The organism is Paenibacillus sinensis (genome assembly GCF_019904155.1).
Taxonomy (GTDB): Bacteria; Bacillota; Bacilli; order Paenibacillales; family Paenibacillaceae; genus Paenibacillus_AQ; species Paenibacillus_AQ sinensis.
In genome coordinates, this window is sequence record NZ_JAHCMB010000128.1 from 198094 (window position 1) to 214003 (window position 15910).

The 15910-nt window shown below is 52.7% G+C and carries 13 protein-coding genes; 8 read left to right on the forward strand and 5 right to left on the reverse strand.

The genetic code is table 11. From position 1 onward, the window contains the following. Positions 1–35 precede the first annotated feature (35 nt). Together KIH86_RS14865 and KIH86_RS14870 are read right to left on the reverse strand one after the other, a co-directional pair. Positions 36–1241: an AGE family epimerase/isomerase gene (locus tag KIH86_RS14865; RefSeq protein ID WP_223085211.1), complete on the reverse strand. Its 1206-nt coding sequence runs from the start codon at positions 1239–1241 to the stop codon at positions 36–38. 19 nt (positions 1242–1260) lie between these two features. After that, entirely contained in the window at positions 1261–2220 is a 960-nt protein-coding gene (locus KIH86_RS14870) for a glycoside hydrolase family 113 (protein ID WP_223085209.1), read from the reverse strand. Positions 2221–2524: 304 nt separating this feature from the next. On the opposite strand from KIH86_RS14870, the gene KIH86_RS14875 reads away from it, so the two are divergent. The 6 genes from KIH86_RS14875 to KIH86_RS14900 all read left to right on the forward strand — a co-directional run bounded on the left by KIH86_RS14875 (position 2525) and on the right by KIH86_RS14900 (position 8906). Next, positions 2525–3322: a response regulator transcription factor gene (locus KIH86_RS14875; RefSeq protein WP_223085207.1), complete on the forward strand. Its 798-nt coding sequence runs from the start codon at positions 2525–2527 to the stop codon at positions 3320–3322. Between the two features lie 255 nt (positions 3323–3577). Next, positions 3578–4963, forward strand: coding sequence for an ABC transporter substrate-binding protein (locus tag KIH86_RS14880; protein ID WP_407672281.1), 1386 nt, complete (start codon positions 3578–3580; stop codon positions 4961–4963). 82 nt (positions 4964–5045) lie between these two features. Further along, positions 5046–5981, forward strand: coding sequence for a carbohydrate ABC transporter permease (locus KIH86_RS14885; protein ID WP_223085205.1), 936 nt, complete (start codon positions 5046–5048; stop codon positions 5979–5981). 3 nt (positions 5982–5984) lie between these two features. After that, a complete protein-coding gene (locus KIH86_RS14890; RefSeq protein ID WP_223085204.1) occupies positions 5985–6818 on the forward strand; it encodes a carbohydrate ABC transporter permease in 834 nt (277 codons plus the stop codon). A gap of 37 nt (positions 6819–6855) precedes the next feature. After that, the gene (locus tag KIH86_RS14895; protein WP_223085202.1) at positions 6856–7878 is read left to right on the forward strand and encodes a glycoside hydrolase family 130 protein; all 1023 of its coding nucleotides are present in this window, start codon (positions 6856–6858) and stop codon (positions 7876–7878) included. Positions 7879–7946: 68 nt separating this feature from the next. Beyond that, positions 7947–8906: an acetylxylan esterase gene (locus KIH86_RS14900; RefSeq protein ID WP_223085196.1), complete on the forward strand. Its 960-nt coding sequence runs from the start codon at positions 7947–7949 to the stop codon at positions 8904–8906. A gap of 168 nt (positions 8907–9074) precedes the next feature. Here the strand turns inward: KIH86_RS14900 and KIH86_RS14905 are convergent, their stop codons facing one another. Then, positions 9075–9734 (reverse strand): type 1 glutamine amidotransferase domain-containing protein, encoded by a 660-nt coding sequence (locus tag KIH86_RS14905; protein WP_223085195.1) that lies wholly within the window; start codon positions 9732–9734, stop codon positions 9075–9077. A gap of 98 nt (positions 9735–9832) precedes the next feature. Continuing rightward, positions 9833–10717: a LysR family transcriptional regulator gene (locus KIH86_RS14910; protein WP_223085188.1), complete on the reverse strand. Its 885-nt coding sequence runs from the start codon at positions 10715–10717 to the stop codon at positions 9833–9835. Between the two features lie 267 nt (positions 10718–10984). Between KIH86_RS14910 and KIH86_RS14915 the strand changes: the two genes are divergently transcribed. Next, a complete protein-coding gene (locus KIH86_RS14915) occupies positions 10985–12850 on the forward strand; it encodes a peptidoglycan D,D-transpeptidase FtsI family protein (RefSeq protein ID WP_262416520.1) in 1866 nt (621 codons plus the stop codon). 167 nt (positions 12851–13017) lie between these two features. On the opposite strand, the gene KIH86_RS14920 is transcribed toward KIH86_RS14915, so the two are convergent. Continuing rightward, entirely contained in the window at positions 13018–14235 is a 1218-nt protein-coding gene (locus KIH86_RS14920) for an AI-2E family transporter (protein ID WP_223085185.1), read from the reverse strand. A gap of 177 nt (positions 14236–14412) precedes the next feature. Between KIH86_RS14920 and KIH86_RS14925 the strand changes: the two genes are divergently transcribed. Beyond that, positions 14413–15795: a polysaccharide deacetylase family protein gene (locus tag KIH86_RS14925; protein WP_223085184.1), complete on the forward strand. Its 1383-nt coding sequence runs from the start codon at positions 14413–14415 to the stop codon at positions 15793–15795. Positions 15796–15910 lie beyond the last annotated feature (115 nt).

Below are 15910 nucleotides of genomic sequence, written 5' to 3' on the forward strand. Positions count from 1 at the left end.
TTTTATTTAGTGAAATATGGATTGCTTTAGCGGAACTACGCTTGATCATGCTTCAGCCGCTCAATCATCTCGAAGCAGGCTCTGCTGTTGTGGTAAGGGCATTTCCATGCGCCTACCTTAGGCTCCTGGCGCAGCGGCTGGAGTTCTCCGTCAACGCCCCAGAACCACTCGCCGAACTCAGGATCGACAATGTATTGGCGGATGAATGACCATGAATTCTCGGCGGCTTCGAGGAAGCTCTTGTCTCCATTTAATTGATAGGCGTTATAGAAACCGACTACAGCTTCTGCCTGCGGCCACCAGTCTTTGTTGCGGTCAAGAAGCCCGTGCGGGCCTGCTTCATTGAAGATGCCTCCATCGGTGTCGATGCCTTCTGCCAGCACGGCTTGCGCCATGGACAGCGCCACGGATTTGACACGAGGCAGCAGGCCTTCGTCGCCGAGTACCTCGGCGGCTTCAAATAGCAGCCAGCTTCCTTCTATATCGTGGCCATAGGAGATATGATCGGATTTCACGTTCCACTCATCATCGAGGAAGAGCAGGAAATGTTCGTCTTTGCTGTCGATAATATGGTCGAGCATGGTGACAATCAGCTCGGACAGCTTGACTCGCAGCTCTTCGGATTTCCATACACGGTACAGACCGGTATAGGCTTCCAGAATATGAAGATGCGTATTCATCGATTTCTTCTCGTTCATATCCTTGGCGCTGAGGGTCAGGTTATCCGTCATTTCCCACTCGCGGGACAGCGCTTCAATATAACCCTTGTTCACGGGATCGTATCCGTATTTCTCGATAACCCGGAACAGCTCGATTGCATAGTCCAGAGCTTCGGGGACGTTCGCAGCCCGGTGATATTCGGATAAGGCATAGATGACGAAAGCGATACCGTAAATTTGCTTCTTGGTCTCGGATGGCTGCCCTTGGGCGTCCACCATCCAGTACATGCCTCCGAATTCCCGGTCGGCAAAATGATCGCGCAGGTAATGGTAAGCCCGCTCGGCGGTGCTCAAATACTGCGGTTCGCCGTACATGCGGTAAGCGCTGGCGAAAGTCCACAGAATGCGGGCATTCAGAACCAGGCTCTTCGCGGCGGAAGGTGTGACCTTCATGCTGCTGTCGATTTCACCGACGAAGCCGCCGTATTCCTCATCAAGTGTGTGCTTCATCCAGAATCCGAGAATATTGTTCTTCAACTCGGATTCGAGCTCGGACAGCCATACATCAGGAGACAGGCTCATGGTAATTCTTCGCTTCCTTTCAAATTGAAGATTTAACTACTTTGGAGGTGTAGTAATCTCGGACGATGCTCTCGGATGTCTTGCCATACATGCAGTAGTCGTCATTGCTGCCAGCCTCTTCCTGTTCATACAGGCGGGCCGGCCAATCCCAGAGCATAAAGCCCTGAACCCAAGGCCGCTCCTCGCATGCAGCGAACATAGCCCGGTAATATCGGGCCTGCTCCAGCTCGTCCGGTTCACCCTGCAAGTTCCAGTCATTGGGAATGGCAGCGCTGCCTTTTCGGCTTGGACAGCCGGCTTCCATGAAGAAGAACGGTTTGCCGAACGACTTGGCAACTCTTTCAATCCGGTCCAGCTGCTTCGCCCAGTCATGCTCCGGGTAATACCCGCTGGAAGAGATCAGATCAACGGCATCCCACCAGGTGACATTATCCTCCTGATATTTGTCGCAGTTGTAGGTGATCGGCCCGGAGTATACCTTGCGGACTTCGGCGATCAGGGATCGCCATTCACTCTCACGCCGGTCAGCCTGAACCGTCTCACAGCCGATACACAGCAAATCGCAGCCGGTCTCCTCGGCAATGGCGGCATAATGAAGGATATAGGCCGTGTAGGAGGAGAACCATTCACTCCACTTCGGCTCGCAGGGCACGTCTTTGTCGAAAAAGTTGATGTGGGCTCGCCAGGTGCCATCAGCGCAGTTGACGATCGGCTTCAGGCACACCTTCAGGTTCAGCGAACGGGCTTTGGCAATTGCCCATCTCAGTTCATCGTCCGTAATCGTCGGTTCGTCGCGAAAGGGAATGACTGTAGATTGGGGCTTGGCCTGAAGCGCCGCGAAAGCGATTGCCGTCCAGTTGGCGCCGGTTAGGGCCGCCATCAGCTCCATCGACCTTTCCGCACGAGAAGTCGCCCAGGTTCCACGCCTGCCCATGGCGCCCCAGGTGACTCCGGCAAAATACTCTTGGTTGATTCTCATCACAAAACCTCGCTTTTCTCGTGGTTGTAGAAAATGCAGTTCGTGAATTACGATAGGTTTTTGTTATATTGTTATTATTATTATGTTAGTATATGATAACAATACACCTTGATTATAACTTTTTCCGTTCATATTACAAGAACCAATTTGTGAATTACGGGATATTTTTATACGCAAATACATTAGTGGGTAAAGGGAAGACTATAAAATACAACGACAGCCTGTTTTTGAGATATCGAATCCAGATATAATTATTGATAGCGCAATCATTTTTCGGAGATGCGAGAGAACGGAGGGATTACCTGTGATCAATATTATGATAGCTGACGACGAAGAGGTTATCCGCAGAGGACTCGAGAAGATCACCTCAAGAATGGATATGGAAGTTAAAGTAATCGGTTCATACGGGAACGGAGAGGAAGCCTGGGAACATCTTGTCGGAATGGCGTCCAAGGACGTCGATCTGCTTATTACGGATATCAAAATGCCAATGATGGACGGGCTGAGATTAATTGAAAAGGTACGGGAGCATAATAGAAACATTAATATCGCGGTTCTGAGCGGCTTCAGTGAGTTCGAATACGCCCGTCGGGCGATCAAGCACGGTGTGCTCGATTATTTGCTCAAGCCGATCGACAAGGCCCAGCTCTTTGAGCTGTTGAAGAGGGTTGAAGCAGACAAACGGAAGAGAGAGGCCCGTGAAGACGAAGAGGCGTCCGATCAACAGCCCCAGAGCGAGGGCGGGGAGCACTATGTGATTGAACAGGCCAAGAGCTTCCTGGAACGAGAGTACATGCATAACTTCGAATTGGAACGCCTGGCCGAGACGGTCGGGATGAACGCAAGCTATCTCAGCAGGCTCTTCAAATATAAGACAGGACAGACGATCACCGATTATTTAATCAGTATCCGGATCGGCAGAGCCAAGCTCTTGCTAAGAGAGCATCCGGACCTGAAGAACTACGAGATTGCCGAGAAAGTCGGCTACAACGACCCTGTGTACTTTAACAAGTTGTTCAAAAAAATGTGCGGCGTCACCCCCAAGGATTATAAATCGGGGCTTCGCGCGACCGGAGGCACAGAGGGGAAAACCTCCAAGTAAAACAAAGTTTTCATTTCCGAAATAAATCGGATAGTTTCGACATTCATTGGTTATGTTATTGCTGTAGCGCGAAAAAGTGAAAAACAAATATAACAAATACAAGACCAGAAAAATCAACTCAAACCATCGTTTTAGCTGTGAAAAGGCTTTAACATTAGACCTGTAAACGGATTCAGGTGATAATTTTCGCTATTTCAACATTTTTTTATGGAAAAATTAGCGAAGAAGTTATTGCATTCTATCCGTTTTGTTAGTATGATTAAAATCGATTTGAGGGGGACATTGATTGTGAACAAGAAGTGGGTCACAGGTTTCATGGGACTGACGCTGATGGCCGGCCTGTTTAGCGGCTGCTCATCGAACAACAACAACACGGAGAGCGAAGCATCCAGCGCACCAGCGGCGAGTGCGTCCGCATCCGGGACGACAAGCCCGAGTGACATCAAAGGCAACATCACGGTCATTACGCAAAGAACGGATATTGTTGATACCGTATTCAAGGATTATGCGGCTAAATTCAACGAAAAATATCCCAATGTAAAAGTCAGCTTCGAAGCGCTGGCCAACTACGAGGATCAAATCAAGATCCGTATGAATACGAGCGATTATGGCGACGTACTGCTGGTCCCAACCAGCGTTCCAATTGCCCAGCTTCCGGATTTCTTCGAGCCGATGGGCGACTTGAGCGAAATGTCCAAACAGTATTCCGGTCTGGAAGAACGTGCAGTTAAGGGTAAGGCATACGGTATTCCGGTTACAGTTAACTTCAACGGTATTATTTACAATAAGAAGGTGTTCGCCGATGCGGGTATTACGACCGTTCCGAAGACCATTGACGAATTTATGAAGGCACTTCAAGCAATCAAGGACAAGACGAAAGCGATTCCTCTTTATACGAACTATGCCGCAGGCTGGACGCTCAACCAATGGGAGTCCGATCTCACTACAGTAGCCGGCGATCCTGATTATGTGAACATTACCCAGGTCGCTTCGGACAACAACTTTGTTAAAGATCAACCTCACTACGATCTGTACAAAGTTCTGTACGACGCTGCGAAGAACGGTCTGATCGAAGAGGACCCTACAACAACCGACTGGGAATCCTCCAAAGCAGATCTTGCAAATGGCAAGATCGCAACAATGCCATTGGGATCCTGGGCTATCGGCCAGATCAAGGGAGTGGCTTCCAACCCTGATGATGTAGGCTTTATGCCGTTCCCGACCAACGCATCCAAGATTATCGTTCCGCTGTCCGATGACTACCTTGTCGGTGTCAGCATTCACAGCAAGAACAAGGAAGCAGCCCGTGCATGGGTAGACTGGTTCATCAACGAATCCGGCTATCCGACAACTGAAGGCGGCGGCATGAGCCCGGTTATCGGCGCTGAGCTTCCGGAAATTCTGAAGCAGTACCAAGGTACTGACGTAACATTCAAGCCCCTTACTCCTGCCAAAGAAGGCGAAGAAGGATGGGTTGACGCCATCGACAAGCAGGCTGAGATTGGTCTCTGGCAGCCTGACTTCAAGAAGCGGATTATCGAAGCAGCTATCGGAAACCGTAAGGAATCCTATGACGATATTATGAAGGATCTGAACGACAAGTGGACTAAAGCCCGTGCGACGGTAACTTCGTCCAAATAATATAAGAAGCGGGGGAGCACCTTGGCTTCCCCGCTTATTCTCTTCAAGCAAACTTGATGGAACACGAAACAGGAGGTGCAAAATGGTCGGTTCATCCAAACTGGGGTACAACAATCAGGGACAGAAAGCGCGCACTAGATTTGGCTTATCCAGCTTGAGTTACAGAACACAGCGGATCGTCATTATCTTCGCCTTCTCTCTGGTACCGGTACTTCTGCTTCTGACCTTTTCCTATTTGCCGGTAATTAACATGTTTAAATATAGCTTCACGAGCTGGGACGGTTTCAGCAAGCATATGACATATGTCGGTTTCGACAACTACAAGACGATATTTACGAATCCCGACTATTTTTCCGTATTTAAAGTCAGCTTGTATTATTTCTTCGCTACCTTTGTGCAAATGGCGCTTGCGCTGTACTTTTCAACCATTCTCAGCTTCAACGTCTTCGGCAAGAATGCCTTCAAGGGTATTTTGTTCTTTCCGACGCTTCTGAATGGCGTAGCCATCGGGTTCATCTTTCTGTTCTTCTTCAAACCGGACGGAACGCTGGACACGCTTCTTCAATTTCTGGGACTTAGCTCCCTTCAGCAAAAATGGCTTCTGAATCCCAATATCATCAACATATCGCTTGCTGGCGCATCCGTATGGAGATATATGGGGATGAACTTTATTATTTTCTTAGGTTCCATTTCGTCTATTCCAAAGGATGTTTATGAAGCGGCGGATATTGATGGTGCCAACCGCTGGCATCAGTTCATGCATATCATTCTGCCGAGCATCAAGCGCATCCTGCAGCTTAACCTGATCCTTGCGGTCAGCGGAGCGATCGGCGTATTCGATATTCCTTATATCATGACAGGCGGTTCCAACGGAAGCGGCACCTTCGTTATCCAGACCGTCGACGTAGCCTTTAAATACAGCAAAGTCGGACTTGCCTCGGCGATGTCTGTTGTCCTGCTGTTGATCGTTATTCTGGTTACCTTGCTGCAGCGCGTACTCGTCAAGGAGGGTGATTAAGGCATGCATTCATTAAGATACCGTACCGCCAGCGTGTTCAAATACGCAACACTGCTCCTGGGCGCATTAGTAGCATTGATTCCGATTGTCGTCGTATTCTTCGCTTCACTGAAGACAGGGGCGGAATATGCATCCTCAAGTCCGCTTTCACCGCCTACCGATTGGCTGAATTTCTCCAACTATGTCAAGGCGTTCGTAGACGGCAAAATGCTTCTCGGCTTCTTGAACACCGTGATTATTGTGGTCATTTCCGTTGCCGGCGCAACGCTTACCGGCTCTATGATGGCCTACATTCTGGCCCGCTTCAAATTTAAAGGAAGCAAGCTGCTGATCGGTTTGTTTCTGCTTGCTACGCTGATTCCCGGCGTAACGACCCAGGTTGCAACGTTCCAGATTATCAACTCGCTGGGACTGTTTAATACACGTCTGGCTCCTATTATTCTTTATTTGGGAACAGATATTATCGCTGTGTACATTTTCATGCAGTTCCTTGATTCCATATCGGAATCCCTGGACGAATCCGCCATGCTGGACGGCGCTTCGTACTGGACGATTTACTGGCGGATTATTCTGCCGCTGCTGAAGCCGGCGATTGCAACAGTTGTCATCGTTAAGGGCGTAAATATTTACAACGATTTCTATGTTCCGTTCCTGTACATGCCCAAGAGCAGCCTGCAGGTTATGTCAACTGCGCTGTTCAAGTTCAAGGGACCTTACGGTTCTCAGTGGGAAGTCATTTGTGCGGGGATTATGATTGCAATCATTCCTACACTCGTTGTCTTTATTTCGCTTCAGAAGTACATTTATAACGGTTTTGCGCAAGGCTCTGTAAAATAGATTATAAAAATAGGAATAGGTTGGAGGAATACTTACAATGAGAGAAGTCAAGATTATTGGCGAGAGCATCCCGAACATGCCTTGGCAGGCAAGACCTGAAGGGCACACTAAGCCGCTTTGGCGTCATAGCGACAATCCGGTTATCAAGAGAAACCCGGCCAAAGACGTAGCTCGTATTTTTAACAGCGCAGTAATTGCTTATGAAGGCAAATTTATCGGCGCATTCCGCACCGAAACCGACACCACCCGCCCGCACCTGCGTATGGGATACAGCGAGGACGGACTGGACTGGAAGATTGACGACGAACCAATCGTGTTCATTGACGAAGAAGGCAAGCCTTACCAGCCGAGATATGCATATGATCCGCGTCTGGTCAAGGTTGAAGATACATTCTATATCATCTGGTGTACCGATTTCTACGGCGCAGCAATCGGCGTAGCCAAAACGCAGGACTTCAAGACCTTTACGATTCTGGAAAACCCGTTCCTGCCGTTCAACCGTAATGGCGTGCTGTTCCCGAAAAAGATCAACGGCAATTTCGTAATGCTGTCCCGTCCAAGCGACAGCGGCCACACTCCTTTTGGCGACGTGTTCCTGAGTGAAAGCCCTGACTTCGTATACTGGGGCAAACACCGTCATGTCATGACCAAAGGCGGAGAAGGCTGGTGGCAGAACGTCAAGATCGGCGGCGGCCCTGCTCCAATCGAAACAAGCGAAGGCTGGCTGATGTTCTACCATGGTGTAACCGGAACTTGTAACGGTCTTGTATACAGCATGGGCGGCGTAATCCTGGACCGCGACGAGCCGTCCAAGGTGAAGTACCGTTCCCGCAACTTTGTACTGACTCCGGAGGAGTGGTACGAAGAGCGCGGCTTCGTTTCGAACGTCGTATTCCCTTGCGCGACGCTGAATGATGCCGAAACGGGCCGCATCGCCATTTACTACGGTGCAGCCGATACTTATGTAGGTGTTGCTTACACAACTGTACAGGATATCGTCAACTATATCATCGACACTCATGAAGAAGTAGGCGACGATGCCACAATCGGCCGTATCTAAGCAATCTCATATGCACAAGAACAAGGGCGGCCCATATTTGGGCCGCCCTTTAATAAGGAGATAGAGCTATGGGCAGCGACATGCCGCTTGAGCAACTAAAGACATATACAGGAAGCAGCCCGAGACCGGAAGGCTTCGACATCTATTGGGAGCGGGCGCTTCAGGAACTGGACGAGGCTTCACTCAATTACGAATTGATTCCAGCGGACTTCACGAGCCCGCTGGCAGAATGCTATCATCTGTATTTTACCGGTGTAGGCGGCGCTCGCATCCACTGTAAATACGTGAGACCTAAGAACCGGAATGGACAAGGGCCGGGGATGGCGATGTTTCACGGTTACACCGGCGACAGTGGGGACTGGAGCGACAAGGTGGGCTACGCCGCCCATGGAATCAGCGTAATCGCGCTGGATTGCCGGGGGCAGGGCGGCTTGTCCGAGGATAATTTGCAGGTGCTGGGCACCACCGTCCGGGGACATATCATTCGCGGTGTAGATGACCCCAACCCGGACAAGCTCTATTACCGCAATATGTTCCTGGACACGGCGCAGTCTGCACGGATTCTGATGTCCATGGAGGAAGTGGACGAGACCCGTGTCGGCGTGTACGGATGTTCACAGGGAGGAGCGCTGGCAACGGTGTGCGCAGCGCTTGAGCCGCGCATTTCTCTGGCCGTTATCGTCTACCCGTTTCTGGCAGACTACAAGCGGGCCTACGAGCTGAATGTGACCTCCTCCGCCTATGAGGAACTGTATTATTACTTCCGGAACATTGATTTCAATCATCAGCGGGAGGAAGCGTTCTTTGAGCGTCTGGGACTGATCGATATCCAGAATCTTGCCGACCGGATCAAAGCCAAAGTGATCTTCGTCTCGGGACTGACAGACACCATCTGCCCGCCTTCGACCCAGTTTGCTGTTTACAACAAGATCGTTTCGGAGAAGGAACTGCTGGTCTATCCGGAGTATGGACATGAATATTTGCCTCGGCTGGGTGACCGCGTACTGCGGGAGTTTCTGGAATTATAGAAGATAAGCGCCAAGAGCCGTATCGCACATTCAAAATAAGAACGCCCCGGGCAGCAGATGATTCTGTACTCGGGGGCGTTCTTTTTGCTATGTTACGCTTGGCCCGCGATGAAAGTCTGAGACTACCGCCGGCTAATACGAAATGATTTCCTTCAAGTTGTCCTGAGCTCAGCCCAGCTTCTCAATGACAGCCTGGGCTACAGCCAATGTCGACTGTGGATTTTGTCCGGTGATCAGGTTGCCGTCTGTCTCATAATGGCTCGACCAATTTGGAGCAGCTACATAAATAGCGCCCAGTTCGCGGATTTTGGATTCCAGCAGGAATGGCAGCAGTGAGTTGAGACCTGTCTCTGCTTCTTCCCGGTCAGTAAAAGCACTCACCCGTTTACCGGCAACGAGCGGCTGTCCATTGGACAGTGTAGCTCCAACCAAGCCTGCAGGGCCATGGCATACCGCCGCGACAATTTTGCCTGCTTCATAGAAATCCTTCAAGAGCTCTTGCAGCTTGACGCTGGCGGGCAGATCATACATCGTGCCATGTCCGCCCGGCAGGAAGATCGCGTCGAATTTCTCGTAGGAGACCTCATCCAGTTTCAGCGTCTGCTCCAGATACCGCCGGGCATCGAGCAATTCCTGCGCTGTATTTTCATCCACGCTGCCCGGATCAACGGGGCTTTTTCCTCCTAACGGACTTGCGACTGTAACTTCGTAGCCTTTCTTCGTAAATTCGATATAGGCTTCGGCAAATTCGGACAGCCAAATTCCGGTCTGTCTATCTTTATTGATCTCCGAGTGGTTTGTTACAACCATCAAAACTTTTTTCGCCATGGTTTCTTCAACCTCCTGAAATTTTATTCCCACGGCTATTCTAGGTCACTTCAACCTATAAAACAAATTATGTTTTTTCTAGTTAATTATAAAAATATTTATATCTTATCGACTGCTGTACCCAGCAATTTCGCCGTTATATTACGGATGGCCGGCAGATGCTTATTTTTCGACTTATAGGCGATAAAAATCTGGTTATGTACGTTCAGCTCCTCCAATACAATCTTTGCCTGATCCTTGTTCATCGAATTGCGGATCATATAATCCGGAATAAGGCTGAGACCCAAGCCATTTTCGACCGCACGCATAATGAGATGCAAATTTGGAATCACATGGCCCGGTTTTATGGCCGGTCTCTTTTTGAAATGTTCCCTCCAAAGTCTTCTAATAATCGGCAGATCCAGCCCATAGCTGATCCAATTTTGTGCCAGCAGCCATTGTTCCTTGGAGCGAAGGTTCATCTGCTGCGGAGGGTCGAGACGGTAAGGGGATACAATATAGAACTGTTCCGTACAAAGGCTCGCGTATTCAATCCCGGGCGTCTGGGATTTCTGTGAAGTTACGATGAGGTCCACTTTATCCTCGTTTAACAGGAGAAGCAGCTGGTCGGCAGTACCGAAGGAAGAAACCGTATAGGCTTCAAGGCCGGACAACTGCGGCAGGATGCTCTCCGTATAGTATTCAATTGCTGATCCGATTCGGATTTGGGGGATGGTGGGCAGAGAAGCGGAATGAAAGCCTAGACTGGTCTCTTCCAGCGACTCAATCAGCGGTGCCAGCTGGGAATACAGCTCCTTGCCCCTTTCCGTCGGAATCATTTTTCGGGCGGTCCGGATAAATAAAGGCTCCCCAACTTCCGCTTCCAGTGAAGCGAGGTGTTGGCTCATGGCGGGCTGCGTCATAATCCGTGTTCTGGCGGCCTCCGAAACCGAATTGTATTTGAAAATATAGACAAAGCTCCGGTACCATTCAAAATCCACCATTGGCACAGTCTCCCTTCGGTATTCTGTTGTTGAGTATAGGTCTCCTTCATATTAAAGCATATTGTGGTCTAATCGGCCTAAAGAGATGGTAAAGACCGGCGGTTCTCACAGCATGAAGGGGCTGTCCCAGGAGAAGGCCGCTCTTTAAAAAGTCAGCTTACAATACTTGGATTCAACGGAGTTTGTCAATGTGCAAGTGAATGAACGACATAGTGGATAAGAAGATAAATGGGAGGAATAATAAGGAAAAAACAGGGGGTGAATCGGTTGACGGCTCATCGGCGGATGAAATGGGGACTCGTGTTTCTGACTGCGCTTCTTGGCCTGCTGGCGCTACGTTTGATCTGGATTCAAGGCGTGATGAGCGGCAGACCCGTACCGGGTGGGGATTATACACTGGCCAAGATGGCCGAGGTGCAGAGCGAGCGGGAAATCGTGCTGGACACCGGAAGAGGCCGTTTGCTAGACCGTAGCGGGTTTCCGCTGGCGGGCGAGACGATCTGGACGGCTGTGCTGCTTCCCCCGGAAGCGGCGGCTGGACCTCGCGCATCTGTCAAGGCTGAACATGAGCCGGATGCGGCTATGCTGCGCCGTCTGGCGGCGCTGCTCGGCACGGATGCGGAGCGGCTGAAGAAGGCTCTGTGTGAAGTGCGCCAGCCGTACGCATGGCCTGCGCCTACGGGGGAGGAGCCGCTGGCGCTGACCTTCCAGCAGGCGGACGAGATCAGCAAGCTCGGCGCCGGCGAGGTTGTCGTTCTGCCGTATTCGCGCAGATACGGCGGCGAGATGAACGGGCGGCAGTGGATCGGATATTTGTCGGAGTCCGTCGCCAGCGGGAAGGCGGCAAAGGGCCATGACGGATCGCCTCCAATTCGAAGCGATCTGCGCCGTCCGATGGAAGGGACGGCTGGGCTGGAGAAGACGCTGGAGCCGCTGCTTCGCGGCATCGGGCATACAGAAGTCGTCGCCAGGGTGGATGCCGAGGGAAAGCGGCTGCCGGAAAGCGGGCTTACGGTCCGGACACCGCGCAATCCATACTACCCGCTGTCCTTCTATACGACGATCGACCGCAGGCTCCAGGAAGGCATCGAGAAGCTGGCGAGCCAAGACGGGATCAAGGAAGGCTCCGTCGTTGTACTCGATGCACAGACAGGCGATATCGCGTCCATGGTATCGCTCCCTCTGTATAATCCGGAGGATATATCCCCCGAAGGCGGGGAATGGAATAACCGGGCGCTGCAGGCCGCCGTTCCGGGGTCGATCTTCAAGCTTGTGACCGCAGCCGCAGCGCTGGAAGCCGGAGTCACCTCTCCCGGCGAGGTATTTCACTGCAGCGGGGAATACGGCCGCTATGGGCTGAGCTGCCCGAAGGAAGGAGGGCACGGCAGTATCACCCTGGAGCAGGGCTTCGCACAGTCCTGCAACGCAGTGTTCGCCGCGCTGGCGGAGCGACTGACCGACGCGCAGCTCGAAGCGGCCGCGTCGGCGCTCGGCCTCGGCCGGCCGGTCGGCTGGCGGCAGGCGGACACACTCGGCCTGCCGATGCTCGCGCCGCTTGCGGCCGAGCAGGCGGGGACGGTGTTCGCGCCGTCCCACGCGAACGACCCCGGCGCCCGCGTGCAGACCGCGATCGGCCAGCGCGATGCCGCCGTCACTCCGCTGCAGGCGGCGAATCTGGTCGCCGCCCTGCTCCGGGGCGGCGAACCGCCCGCACCGCGCATCCTGCGGCGCGTCGATTTTGCGAACGGCCAGAATCTGGCCGTTCTGCCGCCCCATGCGGCCCCTTCGCCGGCCGGCCGCATTTCACCGGGGACCGCATCGCTGCTGCTGCAGTGGATGCGTACCGTCGTTACGGACGGTACGGGCCGGAAGCTTCGCGGCGCGAACTGGGACCTTGCCGGCAAATCGGGCACGGCGCAAACCCAGGTCAAGGGCGTGCCGCGCAACAACCAGTGGTTTGTCGGGTACGGACCGTACGAGCAGCCGCGCTATACGGCGGCCGTGCTGGTCCAGAACAGAGCGCCCGGCAGCCCGCATGCTGCCGTCAAGCTATTCGGCGAAGTGATGGACCTGCTGGCGCAGACGGAACAGAGTGGAGGTTTGAGTAATACGTCCGATACGATAAAAGGCTGAACCGCGATTGCGGTTCAGCCTTTTTGATGGGGGGCATCCTAACGACAGGTCTCAACGGTGAAACTGCTCTGCTGCGTCCAAGCCTTAATTCCACCGGTGATACTAAGACGATTCGACCGGAGCACTTCGCATGCCCCTGCCCGTGCCCGCCGCCGTTAGTTCAGGAATCAATCGGTTCCCGGTGTATTCCGCTTCTCCGGATCGGCAGCACCGCCGTCTGAGACTGACGAACCGGATGGTTCACCGGCCTCTGCGGATTCCACATTGCCGTTCCTTTCTTCAAAAGCGAACGGAGAGACGATGAACTCCTCCTGCGGGAGAGAAATCCAGCGCTGGAGATAGCCCTGCTGAAGCAGCTCCTTCAGCAGGATCAGCAGGATCGGTGACAGAATCAAGCCTGCGACGCCGAAGGCCGAGGTCGACAGGATGACGAAGCTCAGCATCAGGAATGCGGAGGAGACTCCGATGGAATTCCCCGTAATCTTCGGCTCCAGCAGCTGTCTGACAATCAGCACGACGGCCAGCAGCACGGTCAGTCCGATGGCAAGCGAGGTGCTTCCCACGAAGAACAAATAAATGATCCACGGGATCAGGATCGTCGATACCCCAAGCAGCGGGAGGACGTCAAACACGGCGCAGATCAGCGCCATTGTAAGTTCATTCCCTGTGCCCAGGATGAACAGCCCGATCAGCACGATGGCGAAGGTGATCGTGATCAGAATCAGCTGCGCCTTGAGGTAGGAGCCGATGGCCTTAAAGACATGCCCTTGCAGAAAATGATACGCCGTCTTCAGCGTCTTCGGCATTTTGTCATGGGCAATCTTCCGCCAGTCCTTGATCTCCATGCTGAGGAAGAAGGCGAGAATGATGGCGACGCCGAAATTGGCCATGAACGAGGAGAACGAGCCGACGACGCCGATCATATATTGGAAGAATATACTGAGCCAGCTTGCCAGCAAATTGGTGGCATTTTTGAAGTAGCCGTTCAGCTTCTCGGTCAGATCGGGCGGCAGATTGGCAATTTTCTGCTGAAGCCATGTGGTCGTCTCCATAAAATGCTGTTGAACCACATATGTATAGTGATGAAGATTATCGGAGAAATGAACGACCTGGGCCGCGATCAGAAGTCCGGCGCCGAAGAGCGAGCCGAGAAGCAGCACCAGAAACAGCAGGACGGAGATGGCGGAGGCGAACGGTTTGCCGAGACCCCGGCGGTTCAGGAACCGGGCCAGAGGCTCGATCAGCATAAACACGAAGAAGGACAGAAACACCGGAGCGGCGAGCTGGTACAGCTTGCTGAAGATCAGCATCACCAGGTAGACGGTCAGCACGAGCAAACCGATATCGAAAAAGGTGCGCCAGTATTTTTTGTACAAAGGCAGCATGGTTCAACGACTCCTTTACGGCTGAAATGGAAATTGTTACAGACCCGTTTTTCATTGTACACGATTTTAGCAAAAAAACGTCTTTTTCTTTAACGGCTGTGGTAAAATAGGGGGTAACGTTTTTTGGTGGAGAGAAACGTATCCCAAGATCAATCTGGAGAAAAGCGGGGAAGAAAAATGGAGACTTTGCTGCTCTGGCTGTTTTACATCTCATCCTTCTATGCCTTCATACCCGGAATAATAAGCCGACTCTTCGGCTATCGCGTCTTTCGGAAAGGCAATGGGGTACCGGATTTCGCCCTTACCTTCGATGACGGACCTGATCCGCAATACACCCCCCGGCTTTTGGATTTATTGAAGAAATACGATGCCAAAGCCACCTTTTTTGTCGTCGGCTCCCATGCGGAGTCCAATCCGGAGCTGATCCGCCGGATTCACGAGGAAGGGCATCTGATCGGCATTCATAATTACGTTCACCGGAGCAATTGGGTCATGCGCCCCGGTACGGTCCAGAAGCAAATTCAGCGCACGAACGACATTATTTACAGCGTTACCGGCGAGCGGAGCACTTACTACCGTCCGCCGTGGGGAATCGTCAACCTCTTCGACTTCTCCAAACGCCGTCAGGTCAAAATCGTGCTCTGGTCCGCCATGTTCGGCGACTGGCGCGAGAAGCTCGGAACAGACCGGCTGGCTGAGAAAATGCTGGCCCGTCTTAACCCCGGCGAGGTGATGCTCCTGCATGACTGCGGCACAACGCCTGGTGCCGATCCCGAAGCGCCGGAACATATGCTGGCCGCCCTGGAGCGGACGCTGATCGAGGCGCAGAAGCGCGGCCTGAAGAGCATCCGGATCGACGATATGATCAAGGCCGTTGAAGCGCTGCCGATGAACCGTCTGCCGCTTCGCAAGCGGCTGCTTGTAGGGCTCTGGCTTCTCTGGGAGAGTTGCTTTCACTTCCTGTTCCGTCTGAAGACCGTAACACCTGAGCATCCTTGGCTCCACTTCCGTCTGCGGGAGTACCAAGGGCAGCCCGTTCCGCTGGACGGAAACGTCACTCTGACCAAAGGTGATCCGGTCATCGAGCTGCATATCGATAACCGTCAGCTGTTTGAGCTGGGGGTACAGTCCAGATCGACGGCTCAACTAGCGATCCGCATGATCCGGCGGATGGAGGCCGAAATGCCGCATCTCGCGCGGATCATATCGAGCGACGAATCGCTCGCAAGTGCCAAGGCGCTGTACGGCGTCAGCATGATCAACCGGGGGCCGGAGAAGTTCGGCTTTACGATCAGGGATCTGCCTGACGGCATTTTCGCACGGTTGACGAAATTTTACCTTCGCATTCTGCTCAGCATCATCCACCCTGCCGGGGGAGCGCGGCTGAAAGTGCGCAGCGATGCGCTCGTTCCGAAGATGATCGTGATGCCGGTCTCTCAGCTGCTTCAGGCTCACGGCCGGAGCTGTCCCGAGACGAAGCGGGCGCAGCGTTCCGGAACCGGATCGGAGCTGGATGACTCCCTGGCCGAGACCGAGCTTCCGGGAGTACATGCCCACTAATTTCACAGCGGCGAACAAGATAGTCTTTTCCACACCGCCTGCATTCCAAGCCGGATTGCGGTTGTGCGGAAGGGGCTTCTTTTTTCTTGTGGTTCAGTACGCGGCATTTTGCAAT

What these genes read in the sequence shown, in the direction of transcription:
- KIH86_RS14925 (WP_223085184.1), top strand. Translation starts at nt 14,413, where the DNA reads ATGGAGACTTTGCTGCTCTGGCTGTTTTACATCTCATCCTTCTATGCC.
- KIH86_RS14870 (WP_223085209.1), bottom strand. Translation starts at nt 2,220, where the DNA reads ATGAGAATCAACCAAGAGTATTTTGCCGGAGTCACCTGGGGCGCCATG.
- KIH86_RS14865 (WP_223085211.1), bottom strand. Translation starts at nt 1,241, where the DNA reads ATGAGCCTGTCTCCTGATGTATGGCTGTCCGAGCTCGAATCCGAGTTG.
- KIH86_RS14890 (WP_223085204.1), top strand. Translation starts at nt 5,985, where the DNA reads ATGCATTCATTAAGATACCGTACCGCCAGCGTGTTCAAATACGCAACA.
- KIH86_RS14905 (WP_223085195.1), bottom strand. Translation starts at nt 9,734, where the DNA reads ATGGCGAAAAAAGTTTTGATGGTTGTAACAAACCACTCGGAGATCAAT.
- KIH86_RS14885 (WP_223085205.1), top strand. Translation starts at nt 5,046, where the DNA reads ATGGTCGGTTCATCCAAACTGGGGTACAACAATCAGGGACAGAAAGCG.
- KIH86_RS14880 (WP_407672281.1), top strand. Translation starts at nt 3,578, where the DNA reads ATGATTAAAATCGATTTGAGGGGGACATTGATTGTGAACAAGAAGTGG.
- KIH86_RS14920 (WP_223085185.1), bottom strand. Translation starts at nt 14,235, where the DNA reads ATGCTGCCTTTGTACAAAAAATACTGGCGCACCTTTTTCGATATCGGT.
- KIH86_RS14895 (WP_223085202.1), top strand. Translation starts at nt 6,856, where the DNA reads ATGAGAGAAGTCAAGATTATTGGCGAGAGCATCCCGAACATGCCTTGG.
- KIH86_RS14910 (WP_223085188.1), bottom strand. Translation starts at nt 10,717, where the DNA reads ATGGTGGATTTTGAATGGTACCGGAGCTTTGTCTATATTTTCAAATAC.
- KIH86_RS14900 (WP_223085196.1), top strand. Translation starts at nt 7,947, where the DNA reads ATGGGCAGCGACATGCCGCTTGAGCAACTAAAGACATATACAGGAAGC.